This is a genomic window from Mycobacterium sp. NGS24, from assembly GCF_059813065.1.
Genome location: NZ_JCALDW010000008.1, coordinates 72,883 through 88,640, shown reverse-complemented (window position 1 = coordinate 88,640; position 15,758 = coordinate 72,883). Strand labels below are relative to the sequence as shown.

The following is a 15,758-nucleotide window of genomic DNA, read 5'->3' as shown; positions in this document are numbered from 1 at the left end:
TCTCCTTGTAGTTGGGCAGCGAAAAATCTACTTGGCGGTGCCGATGCCGCGCGAACCGCGGGCCATGGACACCACGCCGGATTGGACGATCTCCTTGATGCCGAACGGCTCCAACAGCCGCAGCAGCGCTTCGAGCTTGCCGCGGTTGCCGGTGGCCTCGACGATCAGCGACTCCGGGGACACATCAATCACATTGGCGCGGAACAGGTTTGCCGCTTCGATCACCTGACTACGGGTGCCCGCGTCGGCTCGCACCTTGATCAGCGCCAACTCGCGGTCCACCGAATTGTCGTTATCCTGCTCGACGATCTTGATCACGTTGATCAACTTGTTGAGCTGCTTGGTGATCTGCTCGAGCGGAGTCGCCTCGGCGGAGACCACGATGGTCATCCGGGACATGTCCTTCTGCTCGGTCGCGCCCACAGCCAGCGACTCGATGTTGAAACCGCGCCGGGAGAACAACGCCGCAACGCGGGCCAGCACACCGGGCTTGTCTTCGACCAGCACCGACAAGGTGTGGGTCTTCGTCGAACCGGTAGCCATCAGGCGTGCCCTTCGGTGATGTCGTCGAACAGGGGACGAATCCCGCGTGCAGCCTGGATCTCGTCGTTGCTGGTGCCGGCGGCGACCATCGGCCAGACCTGAGCGTCGGCGCCGACGATGAAGTCGATCACCACCGGGCGGTCGTTGATCTCGCGCGCCTTCTGGATCATGTCGGCGACGTCTTCCTCACGCTCGCAACGCATTCCGACGCAACCCAGCGCCTCGGCCAGCTTGACGAAGTCGGGAATGCGGTGCGAGTGCGTGGCCAGGTCGGTCTGGGAGTACCGCTCCTCATAGAACAGGGTCTGCCACTGCCGCACCATGCCCAGGTTGCCGTTGTTGATCAGCGCCACCTTGATCGGGATGCCTTCGATGGCACAGGTGGCCAGCTCCTGGTTGGTCATCTGGAAGCAGCCGTCGCCGTCGATCGCCCACACCTCGGTGTCGGGCAGCGCGATCTTGGCGCCCATGGCCGCCGGGATCGCGAAGCCCATGGTGCCTAGACCGCCGGAATTCAGCCACGTGCGCGGCTTTTCGTATTTGATGAACTGCGCGGCCCACATCTGGTGCTGTCCGACCCCGGCCACGTAGATGGCGTCCGGGCCGGCGATCTCACCGAGTTTCTCGATGACGTACTCCGGTCCGAGGCTGCCGTCGCTCTGCGGGTCGTAGCTCAGCGGGTAGGTCTTGCGGACCCCCTCCAGGTACTCCCACCAGCCCGTCATGTCGATGTTGCCGGGCACCTCGTAGTGGCGCAGCATCTCGATCAATTCGGTGATGACGTTGCGGACGTCGCCGACGATCGGCACGTCGGCGTGCCGGTTCTTGCCGATCTCGGCGGGGTCGATGTCGGCGTGGATGACTTTGGCCTCGGGCGCGAACGAGTCGAGTCGTCCGGTCACCCGGTCGTCGAAGCGGGTGCCGAGCGCGATCAGCAGGTCGCTGCGCTGCAGCGCCGCCACGGCGCCGACCGTGCCGTGCATGCCCGGCATGCCGAAGTTCTGCGGGTGGCTGTCGGGGAACGCGCCGCGCGCCATCAACGTGGTGACCACCGGGATTCCGGTCAGTTCGGCCAGCTGCCGCAGTTGCTCGGTCGCCTGACCGCGGATCACCCCGCCGCCGACGTAGAGCACCGGCTTGCGGGCGGCGGCGATCAGCTTGGCCGCCTCGGCGATCTTGCGGTTGTGCGGCTTGGTATTCGGCTTGTAGCCGGGCAGATCCATCCGCGGCGGCCAGCTGAAGGTGCACTGGCCCTGCAGCACGTCCTTGGGGATATCGACGAGAACAGCGCCAGGACGCCCACTCGCGGCGATGTGGAAGGCCTCGGCGATCACCTGCGGGATCTCGTCGCCGGTGCGCACCAGGAAGTTGTGCTTGGTGATCGGCATCGTGATGCCGGAGATGTCGGCCTCCTGGAAGGCGTCGGTGCCGATCAGCTGTCGTCCGACCTGACCGGTGATGGCCACCACCGGGATGGAGTCCATCTGTGCGTCGGCCAGCGGGGTCACCAGGTTGGTGGCACCCGGGCCCGAGGTCGCCATGCACACCCCGACGCGACCGGTGGCATGGGCGTAGCCGCTGGCGGCGTGACCGGCGCCCTGCTCGTGGCGGACCAGCACGTGACGCAGCTGCTGGGAGTCGAACAGCGGATCATAGACGGGCAGTACCGCGCCGCCCGGGATGCCGAAGATGACGTCGACGTCGAGCGCCTCCAACGATCGGATCACCGCCTGGGCACCGGTAACTTGGTGCGGCGCAATGTGTTTGGGCTGGCCCGTGGCCGGCTTCCGCGCGGCTTTGCCGGCATCGGAGGCGATGCTGGCCGCCTTCTCGGATGCGGGCGTGGGGGCCGGTGCCGGTGACTGCGTGGGTGCGCTCACTGTGTCCTCTTCGGGTGTTCTTCTTCGGCGTCTCGGGGCAAGAAAAAACCCCCGTCAGCTGGGCTGCTGTACGAGGGTCGCGTTGGTGCTCGATAGAGCTAGTCAGGCACCAACGCGCCGACTAAGTACTACGAGCATTCCAGACTTCATAGCGTCCGACGGTAGCCTTCGCACTGCTCAGCAGTCAAATCCCGGCGGCGATGCGATGATGCGTGGGTGGTTACCAAGTCGCCCGTCGTGCTCAAAGTGTCCCCGATGGCGCATCTCGCGGTGGGTTTCCTGACGTTGTGCCTGCTGGTCCCGGTACTGGCGTGGCCGCCGAGCGCTCCGGTGCTGGTGATCCCGGTGCTGCTGTCGGCGCTGATCGTCCGGCTGCGCACCGTGGCCGATGCCGACGGCGTGACGGTGCGGACCCTGCTCGGCAGCCGGTCGGTGGCGTGGGACGACATCGACGGGCTGCGGTTCCACCGCGGTTCCTGGGCGCGCGCGCACCTCAAGAGCGGCGCTGAGCTGCGGCTACCCGCCGTGACATTTGCAACGCTGCCGCTGCTGACCGAAGCCAGTGCCGGACGGGTTCCCAATCCGTACCGCTGATCAGGCGATTCGGTTGAAGCACTCCTCGATGTTGTCGAGTACGCCCGCCCGAAACGCGATGATGCGGGTGAAGCCGGCCGGGGTGTTGCCGCCGTTGACGTCACTGGCGGCTACACCGTTCATCAACAGCCCGATCAGCGCCTTGTCCAGGTCACCTGCCGTCAGCACCAGTTGCTTGCCGGAGGGGATCGAGACGGGCTGCGCCATGCCGCGCTGAGCGGCACCGGTCAGACACGCCGTCCGCACCGCGGTCATCGGCGTGTCCAGCGACAAACTCCGCTCGCGCTGCACCGCCAGCGCGTACCTCGAGGCGACGATGGACAGCGCGGTGTTGTCGCCCTGCAGCATCTGCGGATCGGTCATTCCTTTGCGGCCGCCGGGTTTGCCGATCTGCTGCAGGCTCGCCAGGTCGGCGATGACGGTGTTGCTCGCCGGGCAGTACGAGGCGCCCTGGGTGGGCTTGGCGTCCGAGCAGCCGCTGGACGTAAACGACAGGGTGGGCGGCGATTTCGGCGCAAACACCACGTTGAGGATGTCGACCAGCGTCTGAACGGTGTCTTCGTTCACGGTGACCTCGCCGGCCTCCGTGCCACCGGAGGAGCTTTCCTGCAAGGCCACCGGCAGGCCCTCACGGCGCTTCTTGATCTCGGAGGTGTCGATCTTGGCGCAGGTCCCCGACCCGCTGTCGAAGCCCATCTGGAACGCGCTGACCCGGTCGAACCCGGAGCCGTGCTCGGAGTCTTCGGACTCCTCGTATTCTTCCTCGTTCATGATCGGATCTGATGTCTTCAACATTCCGGCGATCACATGGCTCAACGCATCGCCGGTGCTCAGCGTGAACCGCGACGAGTGGCCCGCCGCGACCCACTGCAGATAGACCCCGGCGAAACAATCCGCCTGCTGCTCCATGACGATCGTCGGGGTCCGCGAACTGATCAATCCCCCGTTGTGCTGCAACGAGTGCCCGAATTCGTGGGCGAGAATCCCGACCACCGCCATATCGCCGAAATACTTCTGCGCCGCGGGGAACAACTGGCCCCGGTCCCATTTGACGAGATTGCAGCTCGGCGAGTACGAGGCATTGATAGACCCGGCGGACCTGTTCCGGCAGATGACCGGACTGCGCGAATCGCGCGAGTCATAAGACCAGACTTCACTGACGGCTTTGAATGGACGTTTGGCGGCGTCGGGCCAATTCGCCTTCCAGAATTCTTCGATGTCATTGAGTGCCAACATGGACAACCGGTCGATTTCGCCGTTGTCGGAGTTTTTCACCGTCCCGGTCGGTTTGGGCGCGTTCGGGCGGGGGCCGCTGGGCCCCTCACTCAGCGGCAGCCCCCCGACTTCGGTGGGGTCGTAGACACCTGACACGGCCCGTCCACTGACCATGGTCGTCTTGCCCGACGAACTGCAGCCGGCCAGGGCCAGACACGTAATCGCGGTCACGGCAACAACTTTGCCCCACTTCGTGGCCCGCTTCACTTGCCGCCGTCCAACTGGGGCAGCCCCACCTCGTAAGTGCCGTCGTCATCTTTGAAAGTCACCTTCACCTGGCGCGACTTTCCGCGAACGTTGACGGTGCAGGTGAAACTCTCACCTTTGTCGACCGTAGGGTCTTGGCCGCCATTGCATTTGACGTCCTTGATGTCACCGGAGCTGTAACCGATGACCCGGTCCAACAGGACTTGTTGCACCTGCGCCTGCACATCGGCGACGGCGATTTTCTTGACGTCCTGATTCACCACCGCGGTCACGAGCACAACGACGATGACCACAATCAAGGCGGCGACAATTCCGCCGATAATCAGGATTGGTTTATTCTTCGATCCGCTTTTCTTCGGCAGACCGGGCGGCGGACTGGGCTGACCGTATTGCCCCGGGGGTGGAGCATATTGGCGCGCCGGCGGTTGACCGTATGGTCCCGGCGGGTGACTGTAAGGCCGCGGCGGCTGACCGTATTGCGGCGGTCGCTGTACCCACGGGTTGCCGGGCTGCGGGGGATATCCGGCCGGGCGCCGCGGATCCGGTCGCTGCGGCCAAGGCGGCTGGTTGTAATCGCGGGGTGTGCTCACCGTGACCCCCATGGTCGACCCGACACCGACTGAACCACCGTCGCACGGAGCGACAACGGCTCTCAGGCTAAGTTATCAGCGGCCGGCTGACGAGGAGAATCTGCCGAATCAAGCCAGCGGATTGACGCCGTTGAGCAGCACCCACACCGTGATACCGGCGGCGATCCCGCTCAGCAGCGCCACGAACGAGCCGATGAAAGGCCGGGTGGCCCAGCCGCGGCCCGCGTCCAGACCGTAACGACCGGGACCGGCCAGGATGACGGCGACAGCCATCACGATCAGGCTGATCTGGTATTCGTGCCCGTCGGGCAGGAAATAGGTGAACGTGTTCGAGCGCGGCCGGGCCGAGGCGCTGGCGAGCAACCCGTTGATCAGGAAGGCCAGTGCACCCGCGGCAGCGATCGGGGTGAAAAGTCCCAGCACCAGCAGTACGCCTGCCACGATCTCCCCGCCGGCACTCACGTAGGCCAGGATGTCGGCGTGCTGGTAGCCGACGTCGGTCAGCGAGTTCTTGAATGCGTGCAGACCTGAACCACCCCACCAACCGAACAACTTCTGCAGTCCGTGGGCGATCAACACCGCACCGAGTCCGATCCGCAGCACCATCAACCCGAAGTTCTGGGTACCGCGCCGCCCGGCGGTGTGCAGCCGATCTTCCTCGTCGTCGATGTCGATGGCGGCCGGCGCCACCGGCACCTGGCGGGCGGGCTGCGGCGAATGGACGTAGGGCAGCGGCTCCTGCGCGTCGAGCAGGTGGTACCCCGAGCCGCTCTCGCCGGCATCGAGGGGCGGGATGATGGTCGTGGTTCCGGTGTTGCCGAAGTTGGTGGAATACCCCGCCGGGGTCAAGTCGTCCTCGGGGTCAACCAGGCTGGCCGTAGCGGGACGGCTGGAGGTTGGCACTGCGGTACTGCCCGGCCGCTGCCAATGCGAATCATTCGAACTGGTCACGGGTGCCAGGGTAAGGGCAATTTCGCCGGAAGCTGGGATTTGAGCGGCGCTTCTGTCTGTTAAATCCGCAGTTCGGCCGATCGGCAGGCTGTCCCGACCACGATTTCCCGTAGCCTGTCGGTCATGCGATTACGGCGGTCGGTTCGGTGCGCGCTGGTGGCGCTGTCCGCCGCGGTGCTGGTGTCGAGCGGTTGCGCGCGGTTCAACGACGCCCAATCACAACCGTTCACCACGGCGCCCGAGCTCAAGCCGCAGCCCAGCTCGACGCCGCCCCCACCGCCCCCGTTACCGGCGACGCCGTTTCCGAAGGAATGTCCGGCACCCGGGGTGATGCAGGGCTGCCTGGAAAGCACCAGCGGTCTGATCATGGGGGTCGACAGCAAGACGGCGTTGGTCGCCGAGCGCACCACCGGCGTAGTCCGGGAAGTCTCCGTCAGCGCCGAGCCCAAAGTGAAGATGGTCATCCCGGTGGACCCGTCCGGGGACGGCGGCTTGATGGATATCGTGCTGTCCCCCACCTTCTCGCAGGATCGGCTGATGTACGCCTACGTCAGCACTCCCACCGACAACCGGGTCATCCGCATCGCCGAGGGCGACGTGGCCAAGGACATCCTGACCGGAATTCCCAAAGGCGCCACCGGCAACACCGGGGCGTTGATCTTCACCAGTCCGACCACCCTGGTTGTGCTGACCGGTGATGCCGGCAACCCGGCACTGGCCGCGGATCCGAAATCGTTGGCGGGCAAGGTATTACGTATCGAACAGCCCACCACGCTGGGTCAGGCGCCGCCGACGACGGCGCTGTCGGGCATCGGTTCCGGTGGGGGCCTGTGCATCGACCCCGTCGACGGGTCGCTCTACGTCGCCGACCGCACCCCCGGCGCGGACCGGTTGCAACGCATCACCAAGAAGTCCGAGGTCTCCACCGTGTGGACCTGGCCGGACAAACCCGGCGTGGCCGGCTGCGCAGCGATGGACGGCACCGTGCTGGTCAACCTGATCAACACCAAGCTCACCGTCGCCGTCAGGCTCGCAGCCAAGACCGGTGCGGTCACCGGCGAGCCCGACGTGGTGCGCAAGGACACGCACGGCCACGCGTGGGCGCTGCGGATGTCGCCGGACGGCAACGTCTGGGGCGCGACGGTGAACAAGACGGCCGGGGACGCTGAGAAGCTCGACGACGTGGTGTTCCCGTTGTTCCCGCAGGGTGGCGGATTCCCCCGCAACAACGACGACAAGACCTGACGGTCAGGGCACGTCGAGGGTGAACCTCAGGCCGTAGCGGCCGTTCGCATCGGACCGGCTGCCGTCGTGCAGGCGCTGCGGAGCTTCCTGGCCGGGATCGAGATCCTCGTCGAGATCGGACAGGTACAGCAGGTCCTCGGGGCCGTCGGGCGCCCACGCCGCGACCGGTTCCAGCAGGTAGGCCACATGATCGCCGACCGGGCTGCGGCTGTAGGTCCGCGCGACGAACCAGGCCGCCGCGTCATCGAGGATCGGCATTCCCGCCGGGCCGCCGCGCCAGGGACAGCGGGCGAAGGTCTCGGCGGCGCCGTCGCCGCGGCGCCCGAAAAGCTCAGCCAGCACCTGCTGGTTGCGCGGCAGGACATGCAGCGCTACATATTCCGACCGATTCGCCACCTCGTGGATGCGACTGTCCAGCGGCACACTGACCATGAAGCTGGGCGGTTGCACGCTGGTCTGGCTGGCGAAGGCGACCAGAGCTCCCGCCGGCTGACCGTCGGCCTGCGTCGTCATCACGAACGCCGGCGAATCCAGCATGGACATCAGGACGTCGAACGGTTCCTCGATCACCTCACCATGATGCGCGGTCGACGGCCCGTCCTGACGGTTTTTCTGGTGGATCGAAGGCCGGATTCATAGCGAATACCGAACAACGGGTTACGGGTCGTGGCCGGGTTTGACGTCGAGGACGTCGGCGAACCTGATGACCTGCACATCGCTGTCGGCGAACCAGGCGTCGACGGGTTCGAGGAGATAGCCGGTGTGGTCGCCGAAGTCGATGCGTTTCACTGTCTTGCCGACCATCCAGGCCGCCGCGCCGTCCAGAATCGGCATGTCCTGCGGACCGTGGTGCCAGGCACAGTGCGCGAACTTGTCCAGCTCGTCGTCGGTTTCGCCGCCGAAGAGCCGGGCCAGGTTCATCTCGCGCTTGGCGAGGAGGTGCACGGCGAGGTGGTCGGAGCGCCGCGCCACGCCGAAAGTGTGGTTGGTGCGCGACAGTCCCACCAGGAACCGTGGCGGATCGATACCGACCTGGGTGGCGAAACCGACCAGGCAGCCTGAGCGTTCGCCGTCGGCCTGGGTGGTCACCGCGATCATGGCGGCGTCCATCAGCTCAGTCAGCCGGTACAGCCAGTCCTTGCCCACCCGATCATGATGTACCACCGGATCGTCGGCCGATCACGCGTGTCCGGGCCGGAAAGCCGCCTACCCCTGTCCGCACGCCGCCAGCACGAGCTCGCGCACCCGTGCGGCATCGGCCTGTCCCCGGGTGGCCTTCATCACCGCACCCACGATCGCGCCGGCCGCGGCCACCTTGCCACCCCGGATCTTCTCCGCCACATCAGGATTGGCGGCCAAAGCCTCGTCGACTGCGGCCTGCGTCACCGAGTCGTCGCGCACCAGCTCCAGGCCGCGCGCCGACATCACCTGTGCCGGTTCACCTTCCCCGGCCAGCACTCCTTCGACCACCTCGCGAGCCAACTTGTTGGACAGCTTGCCCTCCTCGACCAGCGCGATGACCGCTGCGACCTGGGCCGGGGTGATGGGCAGTTCGTCGAGCCCGGTGCCGGCCTCGTTGGCCTTCTGCACCAGGAAGTTTCCCCACCACGATCGTGCCTCTTTGCTTGCTGCGCCGTGCTTGACGGTCGCAGCGACCAGCTCCACCGCACCGGCGTTGACCAGGTCGCGCATCACCTCGTCGGAGATGCCCCACTCGTCCTGAATTCGCTTGCGGCTCAACCACGGTAGCTCAGGGATGGTGTGGCGCAATCTCTCCACGAGCTCGCGGCTGGGCGCCACGGGCTCGAGGTCGGGTTCGGGGAAATACCGGTAGTCCTGCGCGGTTTCCTTCGCGCGACCCGGGCTGGTGTAGCCGGCCTCGTGGAAATGCCGGGTTTCCTGGACGATTTCGCCGCCGGCCAGCAGCACGGCGGCCTGACGCTGCATTTCGTAGCGCACCGCCACCTCGACGCTTTTCAGCGAGTTGACGTTTTTCGTCTCGGTGCGGGTGCCGAATTCGGCGGCGCCCTTGGCCATCAGCGACACGTTGGAGTCACAGCGCATCGAGCCCTGGTCCATCCGGACATCGGAGACGTCCAGCGATCGCAACACCTCGCGCAGCGCGGTGACGTAGGCCCGCGCGATCTGCGGTGCCCGGTCCCCAGCACCCACGATGGGTTTGGTGACGATTTCGATCAGCGGCACACCCGCCCGGTTGTAGTCGATCAGCGAGGTGGTGGCGCCGTGGATCCGGCCGGTCTCGCTGCCGATGTGGGTGAGTTTGCCGGTGTCCTCCTCCATGTGCGCGCGTTCGATCTCGACCCGCCAGGTGGTGCCGTCCTCCAGCGGCGCCTCCAGGTAACCGTTGATGGCGATGGGCTCGTCGTATTGCGAGATCTGGTAGTTCTTGGGCATGTCGGGGTAGAAGTAGTTCTTCCGGGCGAACCGGCACCACGGCACGATCTCGCAGTTCAGCGCCAGCCCGATGCGAATGGCCGACTCCACCGCAACCTGGTTGAGCACCGGCAGCGAGCCGGGCAGACCCAGGCACACCGGGCACACCTGCGTGTTGGGCTCGCCGCCGAACACGTTGGCGCAGCCGCAGAACATTTTCGTGGCGGTGGACAGCTCGACGTGCACTTCCAGTCCGAGTACCGGGTCGAACTGTGCGATGACCTCGTCATATTCCAGCAGGTCAGCCCTAGCAATCGTCATGGACACCGATCCTAACGGTGACTGCGGGGGCGGTCCCGCCAGCGTCAGCCGAAGAAGGCGGCGGCGTCGTCGTAACGGCTTTCGGGCACCAATTTGAGTTGACGTACGGCGTCGGCCAGCGGAACCCGGCCGATGTCCTGGCCCCGCAGCGACACCATCTGTCCGTACTCGCCGGCGTGCGCCGCATCGGCGGCGTTCACCCCGAACCTGGTGGCCAACACCCGGTCGTAGGCCGTCGGAGAGCCGCCGCGCTGGACGTGACCCAGCACGGTCACCCGCACGTCCTTGTTGATGCGCTTCTCCACTTCCGATCCGAGTTGGGCCGCCACCCCGGTGAACTTTTCGTGGCCGAACTCGTCAATGCCGCCTTCGCGCAACGCAATTGAGCCTTCGACGGGCTTAGCGCCTTCGGCCACCACGCAGATGAAGTGCGAATCTCCGCGCTGGAAGCGACGTTTGACGAGACGACACACCTCCTCGACGTCGAAGGGTTGCTCGGGAATGAGCGTCATGTGCGCTCCGGAGGCCAGGCCGGCGTTCAGCGCGATCCATCCGGCGTGTCGTCCCATCACCTCGACCAGCATCACCCGCTGGTGGGATTCGGCCGTGCTGTGCAGCCGGTCGATGGCGTCGGTGGCCACCGTCAATGCGGTGTCGTGGCCGAAAGTGACGTCGGTGCAGTCGATGTCGTTGTCGATGGTCTTGGGCACACCGACCACCGGGACATTCTCCTGCGCGAGCCAGTGCGCGGCCGTCAGCGTGCCTTCGCCGCCGATCGGGATGAGCACGTCGATGCCGTTGTCGTCGAGGGTCTGCTTGACCTGGTCCAGCCCGGCCCGCAACTTGTCCGGATTCACCCGCGCGGTGCCCAGCATGGTTCCGCCCTTGGCCAGCAACCGGTCGTTGCGGTCGTCGTTCTTCAGTTGCATGCGCCGGTTCTCGAGCAGCCCACGCCACCCGTCCTGGAAGCCGACCACCGACGAGCCGTAGCGGGCGTCGCAGGTCCGCACGACCGCCCGAATGACAGCGTTGAGGCCGGGACAGTCGCCGCCGCCCGTCAGTACTCCGATGCGCATGGGTTCATCTTGCCCCGTGGCCCGGCTGATGGCGCGAGCAGACGCAGAATCGCATAGGAACCGCTGATTTCGTGCGATTCTGCGTCTGCTCGCCAGCCGTCGGAGCGGCCCTCAGACAGCGGTGGGCAGCGGCCCGCGGGCGGCTTCGTAGGCGGCTCCGACCCGATAGAGGCGGTCGTCGGCGAGAGCGGGCGCCATGATCTGCAGTCCTACCGGCAGGTTGTCGTCCGGGGCCAGCCCGGACGGCACCGACATTCCGCAGTGGCCGGCCAGGTTCAGCGGCAACGTGCACAAGTCGAACAGATACATGGCCAGCGGGTCGTCCACCTTCTCCCCCAGCCGGAAGGCGGTCGTCGGCGTGGCCGGCGAGACCAGCACGTCGACGGACCGGTAGGCCTCGTCGAGGTCGCGGGCGATCAGCGTGCGGACCTTCTGCGCCTGGTTGTAGTAGGCGTCGTAGTATCCGGCGGACAACGCATAGGTGCCAATCATGATGCGGCGCTTCACTTCTGGCCCGAAGCCGGCCGCGCGGGTCAGTGCCATCACTTCTTCGGCACTGTGTGTGCCGTCGTCGCCGACCCGCAAGCCGTAGCGCATCGCATCGAAGCGCGCCAGGTTGCTCGACACCTCCGACGGCAGGATCAGGTAGTAGGCGGGCAATGCGTAGTCGAAGTGCGGACAGTCGACTTCGCTGACCTCGGCGCCCAGCGATGTGAGCTGCTCGACGGCGGCTTCGAACGACCTGAGCACCCCGGCCTGGTAGCCCTCGCCGCTGTGTAGCTGGCGGACCACGCCGACCCGTACGCCGTTGAGGTCACCGCTCGCACCGGCCTTGGCGGCGCCCACGACGTCGGGCACCTCGGCGTTGATCGAGGTGGAGTCGCGCGGGTCGTGACCGGCGATCACCTGATGCAGCAGCGCGGTGTCCAGGACGGTGCGCGCGCACGGTCCACCCTGGTCCAGCGACGACGCGCATGCCACCAGCCCGTACCGGGACACCGTGCCGTAGGTGGGTTTGACGCCGACGGTCGCGGTCAGCGCGGCGGGCTGGCGGATCGAGCCGCCGGTGTCCGAACCGATGGCCAGCGGTGCCTGAAATGCGGCCAGGGCCGCCGCGCTGCCGCCACCGGAGCCGCCGGGGACGCGTTCGACGTCCCACGGGTTGCGGGTCGGGCCGTAGGCGGAGTTCTCGGTCGACGAACCCATCGCGAACTCGTCCATGTTGGTCTTGCCCAGGATCGGGATGCCCGCGGCCCGCAGCCGGGCGGTCAGGGTGGCGTCGTACGGCGCTTGCCAGCCCTCGAGGATCTTCGAGCCGCAGGTAGTGGGCATGTCGGCGGTGGTGAAAACGTCCTTGAGGGCCAGCGGCACCCCGGCCAGTGCCGACGGCAGCTCCTCCCCGGCGGCCACCTTGTCGTCGACGGCGGCGGCGGCCGCCAGCGCGGCGTCGGCTGCGACGTGCAGGAATGCGCCGTACTGCGCGTCGGTGGCGGCAATCTGGTCCAGGCAGGCCCGGGTGAGCTCGGTCGACGACAGTTCTTTGGCGGCGATCTTGGCGGCCAGGGTGGCCGCGTCGAGCCGGATGATGTCCGTCACTGGCTCTCTCCGAGGATCTGCGGGACGGCGAAGCGCCCGTCGACGGCTTCGGGTGCCGCGGCGAGCGCCTGCGGCTGGGTCAAGGACGGTCGGGGCTCATCCGGCCGGGTGACGTTGACGTCCTTGAGCGGGTTGTCGGTGGCTTCCACGCCGGTGACGTCGACGGCCTGGATCTGGCTGACGTGGTTGATGATGGCGTCGAGTTGACCGGCGAAACTGTCCAGCTCGGAGTCGGTCAGTGCAAGCCGAGCCAGCCGGGCCAGATGGGCCACCTCGTCGCGAGAGATCTGGGACACGAGCGAAAAGCCTAACCTCCGGCGACGATGCATCCCGGCACGGGATGTTGAGCAGCCGGAGGACGCGGCTACGGCGTTACCCTCGTCATGGATCACACCGAGCATCGGATCGATAGTCGTGCGAACAGACCTCGGGCATTACCGCCTGCTCCGGCCACTGGCCCGGTCGCGCTGCGAAGTGTACGAGGCCGAGAACACGATCAGCGGGCAGCGGGTCGCCCTGAAGATCCTGCCGACGCGCCGCGCGCCCGACACGCTGCGCGCGCAGTTGCGCCAGGACATGACCATCACGGTGCAGCTGCGCGACGAACCTCATCTCGTTCCCGTCGACGAGTGGGGCGAACTCGACGGCCGGTTCTACCTGCAGATGCCGCTGCTGGCCGGTAGCGATCTGCAGACCCTGCTGGACCGCGACGGTCCACTCGAACCGGCGGCAGCAGCCGACCTGGTGGATCAGCTCGCCGCGGCACTGGAGGCCGCGCACCGGGCCGGTCTGATCCACACCGGGATCGCACCGCAGAACATCCTGGTCGGGGACGACGGTTCGGCGTATCTGCTGGGTCTCGGTTACCGCGATTTCCTTGCGCAATGCGAGGCGTACGACGACGTTCTGGACCCGGGCCACACGCTCGCCGATGCCCGGATCGGTTGGCCCCCTGAACAGTTCACCGGCAACGGGCTGTCCGAGCGCGCCCATGTCTACGCCCTGGCCGCGGTGGCGTATGCCTGCCTGACCGGCGCGCCCGCCGACCGGGCCGGCACTGCGACGCCCAGCCAGCTGCTAGCGAGCCTGCCCACGGGCGTCGACGACGTGGTGAATCGGGGCATGTCCCGGGATCCCGCGGATCGCTTCGCCACTGCGACACATCTGGCCCACGCGATCCGCGACGCACTGGTCGAACCGCACGTCGACGAGCCGCCGGCACAGTTCGGGCAGTATCGGTTGCTGCGGCGACTGCCGGGCCGGCGCCATGCGTGTTACGAGGCCGAGGACACCACCACCTCGGCGCGGGTTGCGGTGCAGATGTTCAGGGCACGCGATGCCGACGATCCCCTGGTGCGTCGGGTGAAGCGCGAGGTGAGCATGGCGACGCTGGTGCTGCGGCCGCTCGGGGAGCCACAGCTGGTGCTGGTCGATCACGTCGGTGAGGTCGACGGCCAGTTCTACGTGCAGCTGCCCTACATCGAAGGCGTGGCGCTGGGCACGTTGCTGGATCGGTACGGACCGCTGAGCCCGTCGCGGGCCGTGCAGGTCGTCAGCCACATCGCGGGTGCGCTCGACGCGGTGCACGGCGCGGTGCCGCTACCGGGAGCGGTAGTGCCGGATCGGATTCTGGTGAGCCGACACCACCTGGCTTACCTGCTGTGCGAACCGGTATTGCAGGACGACGATCCCGACTCGAGTCCCCTCGACACCGAACCGCCTGTCTTCGGGTATCTGGCTCCGGAACGCTTCCAGACCGGCGACCGCACCAATGCCGGGGACCGGTATTCGCTGGCGTGCATCCTGTATGCGTGCCTCACGGGTGTGTCGCCGTTCGGCGGCAGCGCCGCAGAGCAGATCCGTGGACTGCTCGCCAACGACGCGCCCAGACCCAGCGAGGTGAACACGTGGGTGCCGCGCACCTTCGATGCGGTGATCGCGCGCGGCATGGCAAAAGACCCGCGGCAGCGCTACCAGAGCGCGGGAGAGCTGGCGGCGGCTGCCCGCGCAGCGCTGGAGTCGGTGGCAGCGCCGACGATGGAGGAAGCCATCCCGCTTCCTACCGCGGAGATCTCCGCGGTCACCGTCCCGCTGCAGCTGCCGGGCTGTGGCGTGTGCGGCCACGGCGTTGTCGTCGACAGCGGCCGGTCGCAGGCCGACGAGTTGTTGTGCGAGAGCTGCCGACGGCAGGGATTGCCGGGCGAGTTGGTTCGACGCCTGCAGGGCGCCTCGGACGAGCCGGTGATCGTCGCCGGTTTCGTGTTGCTGGAGACGCTGGACCGGGGCGGCGGACCCGGCCAGGTGTTTCGCGCCCGCAAGCAGGTCACCGGGGACATCTGCGTGTTGCGCGTGGTGGCGAAGACCGCGGTAGCCCCCGACGAGGCCCGGCGGTCGGCGCCATTGGCGGACCTGTCGGGCTTGCGCAACCCCAACGTCGTCGCCCTGCAGGAAGTCATACCGGTCGGCGAGTTCCTGCTGGTCGTCTCGGAATACTGCCCGGGTGACACGGTGCAGGGACTCGTCCGGCGGCTGGGCCGGCTCTCAGTCCGCCAGGCGATGTCAGTGGTCCTGCCGTGCCTGGACGGGATCGACGCGGCGCACAGCTTCATGCGTAGCGACGGCTCGATGGGCGTCATGCACCGCAACATCACCCCGGCCAGCCTGCTGCTGACCTGGACCGGCCCGCATCCGGTGACCAAGATCGCCGACTTCGGCTTCGCCACGCCGACACCGCCGGACCCGGAGTTCACCCCGCGGCCGCAGGTGGTCCGACCCGACCGGGCGGCCCGGGACGTCGACACCTGGCGGATGGGCGCCTGCCTGTACTACATGCTGTCCGGCGCGGCGCCCCGGCAGCCTTCGGACAGCAGAGATCCCGCCGAGGTCGTGATGAGCACGACAGCTACGCCGATCCGCCGGCTGAACCTCGAGGTGCCGCCGCGACTCGCGGCCGTGATCGACGACGCCGTGACCGACGCTCCGCACATCAGCATCCCGACGGCCAGCCACCTCGCGGCGGCGCTGCGCGCAGCGATGCGCTTCAGCTGAGAGCCGACATGCCCTCGCGGCTCGGCTGTGCAACAGTG

General features: G+C 67.1%; 14 protein-coding genes. 3 read left to right on the top strand and 11 right to left on the bottom strand.

The annotated features are described in order from the left end of the window. Positions 1–27: 27 nt before the first annotated feature. A complete protein-coding gene (gene ilvN / locus AC5Y6Y_RS13180; protein ID WP_463827084.1) occupies positions 28–543 on the bottom strand; it encodes an acetolactate synthase small subunit in 516 nt (171 codons plus the stop codon). Continuing rightward, positions 543–2,360 (bottom strand): acetolactate synthase large subunit, encoded by a 1,818-nt coding sequence (locus AC5Y6Y_RS13175; RefSeq protein ID WP_473139250.1) that lies wholly within the window; start codon positions 2,358–2,360, stop codon positions 543–545. Before AC5Y6Y_RS13175 ends, ilvN begins: the two co-directional genes overlap by 1 nt. 318 nt (positions 2,361–2,678) lie before the next feature. Here AC5Y6Y_RS13175 and AC5Y6Y_RS13170 point away from each other — a divergent pair, with 318 nt between their 5' ends. After that, positions 2,679–3,017, top strand: a complete 339-nt coding sequence (locus tag AC5Y6Y_RS13170) for a PH domain-containing protein (RefSeq protein WP_463827187.1) — start codon at positions 2,679–2,681, stop codon at positions 3,015–3,017. Here AC5Y6Y_RS13170 and AC5Y6Y_RS13165 read toward each other — a convergent pair whose 3' ends face one another. From AC5Y6Y_RS13165 to AC5Y6Y_RS13155, 3 genes are all read right to left on the bottom strand, one after another. Continuing rightward, positions 3,018–4,406, bottom strand: a complete 1,389-nt coding sequence (locus tag AC5Y6Y_RS13165; protein ID WP_473139251.1) for a neutral zinc metallopeptidase — start codon at positions 4,404–4,406, stop codon at positions 3,018–3,020. A gap of 89 nt (positions 4,407–4,495) precedes the next feature. Next, positions 4,496–4,792 carry a DUF4333 domain-containing protein gene (locus tag AC5Y6Y_RS13160; RefSeq protein ID WP_499918102.1) on the bottom strand — a complete coding sequence of 99 codons (297 nt, stop codon included), beginning with the start codon at positions 4,790–4,792 and terminating at the stop codon, positions 4,496–4,498. 405 nt (positions 4,793–5,197) lie between these two features. Beyond that, the gene (locus AC5Y6Y_RS13155; protein ID WP_463827087.1) at positions 5,198–6,040 is read right to left on the bottom strand and encodes a DoxX family protein; all 843 of its coding nucleotides are present in this window, start codon (positions 6,038–6,040) and stop codon (positions 5,198–5,200) included. A 123-nt stretch (positions 6,041–6,163) separates the two neighbouring features. Between AC5Y6Y_RS13155 and AC5Y6Y_RS13150 the strand changes: the two genes are divergently transcribed. Further along, entirely contained in the window at positions 6,164–7,285 is a 1,122-nt protein-coding gene (locus AC5Y6Y_RS13150) for a PQQ-dependent sugar dehydrogenase (protein WP_463827088.1), read from the top strand. Positions 7,286–7,288: 3 nt separating this feature from the next. On the opposite strand, the gene AC5Y6Y_RS13145 is transcribed toward AC5Y6Y_RS13150, so the two are convergent. The 6 genes from AC5Y6Y_RS13145 to gatC all read right to left on the bottom strand — a co-directional run bounded on the left by AC5Y6Y_RS13145 (position 7,289) and on the right by gatC (position 12,968). Further along, on the bottom strand, positions 7,289–7,828 hold the full coding sequence (locus tag AC5Y6Y_RS13145) for a flavin reductase family protein (RefSeq protein WP_473139253.1): 540 nt from the start codon (positions 7,826–7,828) through the stop codon (positions 7,289–7,291). A gap of 114 nt (positions 7,829–7,942) precedes the next feature. Then, positions 7,943–8,431 (bottom strand): flavin reductase family protein, encoded by a 489-nt coding sequence (locus AC5Y6Y_RS13140; protein WP_463827089.1) that lies wholly within the window; start codon positions 8,429–8,431, stop codon positions 7,943–7,945. Positions 8,432–8,491: 60 nt separating this feature from the next. Continuing rightward, positions 8,492–10,000: an Asp-tRNA(Asn)/Glu-tRNA(Gln) amidotransferase subunit GatB gene (gene gatB, locus AC5Y6Y_RS13135; RefSeq protein ID WP_473138958.1), complete on the bottom strand. Its 1,509-nt coding sequence runs from the start codon at positions 9,998–10,000 to the stop codon at positions 8,492–8,494. Between the two features lie 44 nt (positions 10,001–10,044). Then, positions 10,045–11,076, bottom strand: a complete 1,032-nt coding sequence (locus tag AC5Y6Y_RS13130) for an ATP-dependent 6-phosphofructokinase (protein ID WP_463827091.1) — start codon at positions 11,074–11,076, stop codon at positions 10,045–10,047. 111 nt (positions 11,077–11,187) lie between these two features. Continuing rightward, positions 11,188–12,672, bottom strand: a complete 1,485-nt coding sequence (gene gatA, locus AC5Y6Y_RS13125) for an Asp-tRNA(Asn)/Glu-tRNA(Gln) amidotransferase subunit GatA (protein WP_473138959.1) — start codon at positions 12,670–12,672, stop codon at positions 11,188–11,190. Beyond that, complete coding sequence (gene gatC, locus AC5Y6Y_RS13120; RefSeq protein ID WP_463827093.1) at positions 12,669–12,968, bottom strand: Asp-tRNA(Asn)/Glu-tRNA(Gln) amidotransferase subunit GatC; 300 nt, start codon at positions 12,966–12,968, stop codon at positions 12,669–12,671. The genes gatA and gatC overlap by 4 nt, the downstream gene beginning before the upstream one ends. A gap of 118 nt (positions 12,969–13,086) precedes the next feature. On the opposite strand from gatC, the gene AC5Y6Y_RS13115 reads away from it, so the two are divergent. Then, entirely contained in the window at positions 13,087–15,720 is a 2,634-nt protein-coding gene (locus AC5Y6Y_RS13115) for a protein kinase domain-containing protein (protein ID WP_473138960.1), read from the top strand. The last annotated feature ends 38 nt before the right edge of the window (positions 15,721–15,758 follow it).

What these genes read in the sequence shown, in the direction of transcription:
- AC5Y6Y_RS13150 (WP_463827088.1), top strand. Translation starts at nt 6,164, where the DNA reads ATGCGATTACGGCGGTCGGTTCGGTGCGCGCTGGTGGCGCTGTCCGCC.
- gatB (WP_473138958.1), bottom strand. Translation starts at nt 10,000, where the DNA reads ATGACGATTGCTAGGGCTGACCTGCTGGAATATGACGAGGTCATCGCA.
- ilvN (WP_463827084.1), bottom strand. Translation starts at nt 543, where the DNA reads ATGGCTACCGGTTCGACGAAGACCCACACCTTGTCGGTGCTGGTCGAA.
- AC5Y6Y_RS13130 (WP_463827091.1), bottom strand. Translation starts at nt 11,076, where the DNA reads ATGCGCATCGGAGTACTGACGGGCGGCGGCGACTGTCCCGGCCTCAAC.
- AC5Y6Y_RS13170 (WP_463827187.1), top strand. Translation starts at nt 2,679, where the DNA reads ATGGCGCATCTCGCGGTGGGTTTCCTGACGTTGTGCCTGCTGGTCCCG.
- AC5Y6Y_RS13165 (WP_473139251.1), bottom strand. Translation starts at nt 4,406, where the DNA reads ATGGTCAGTGGACGGGCCGTGTCAGGTGTCTACGACCCCACCGAAGTC.
- AC5Y6Y_RS13145 (WP_473139253.1), bottom strand. Translation starts at nt 7,828, where the DNA reads ATGTCCATGCTGGATTCGCCGGCGTTCGTGATGACGACGCAGGCCGAC.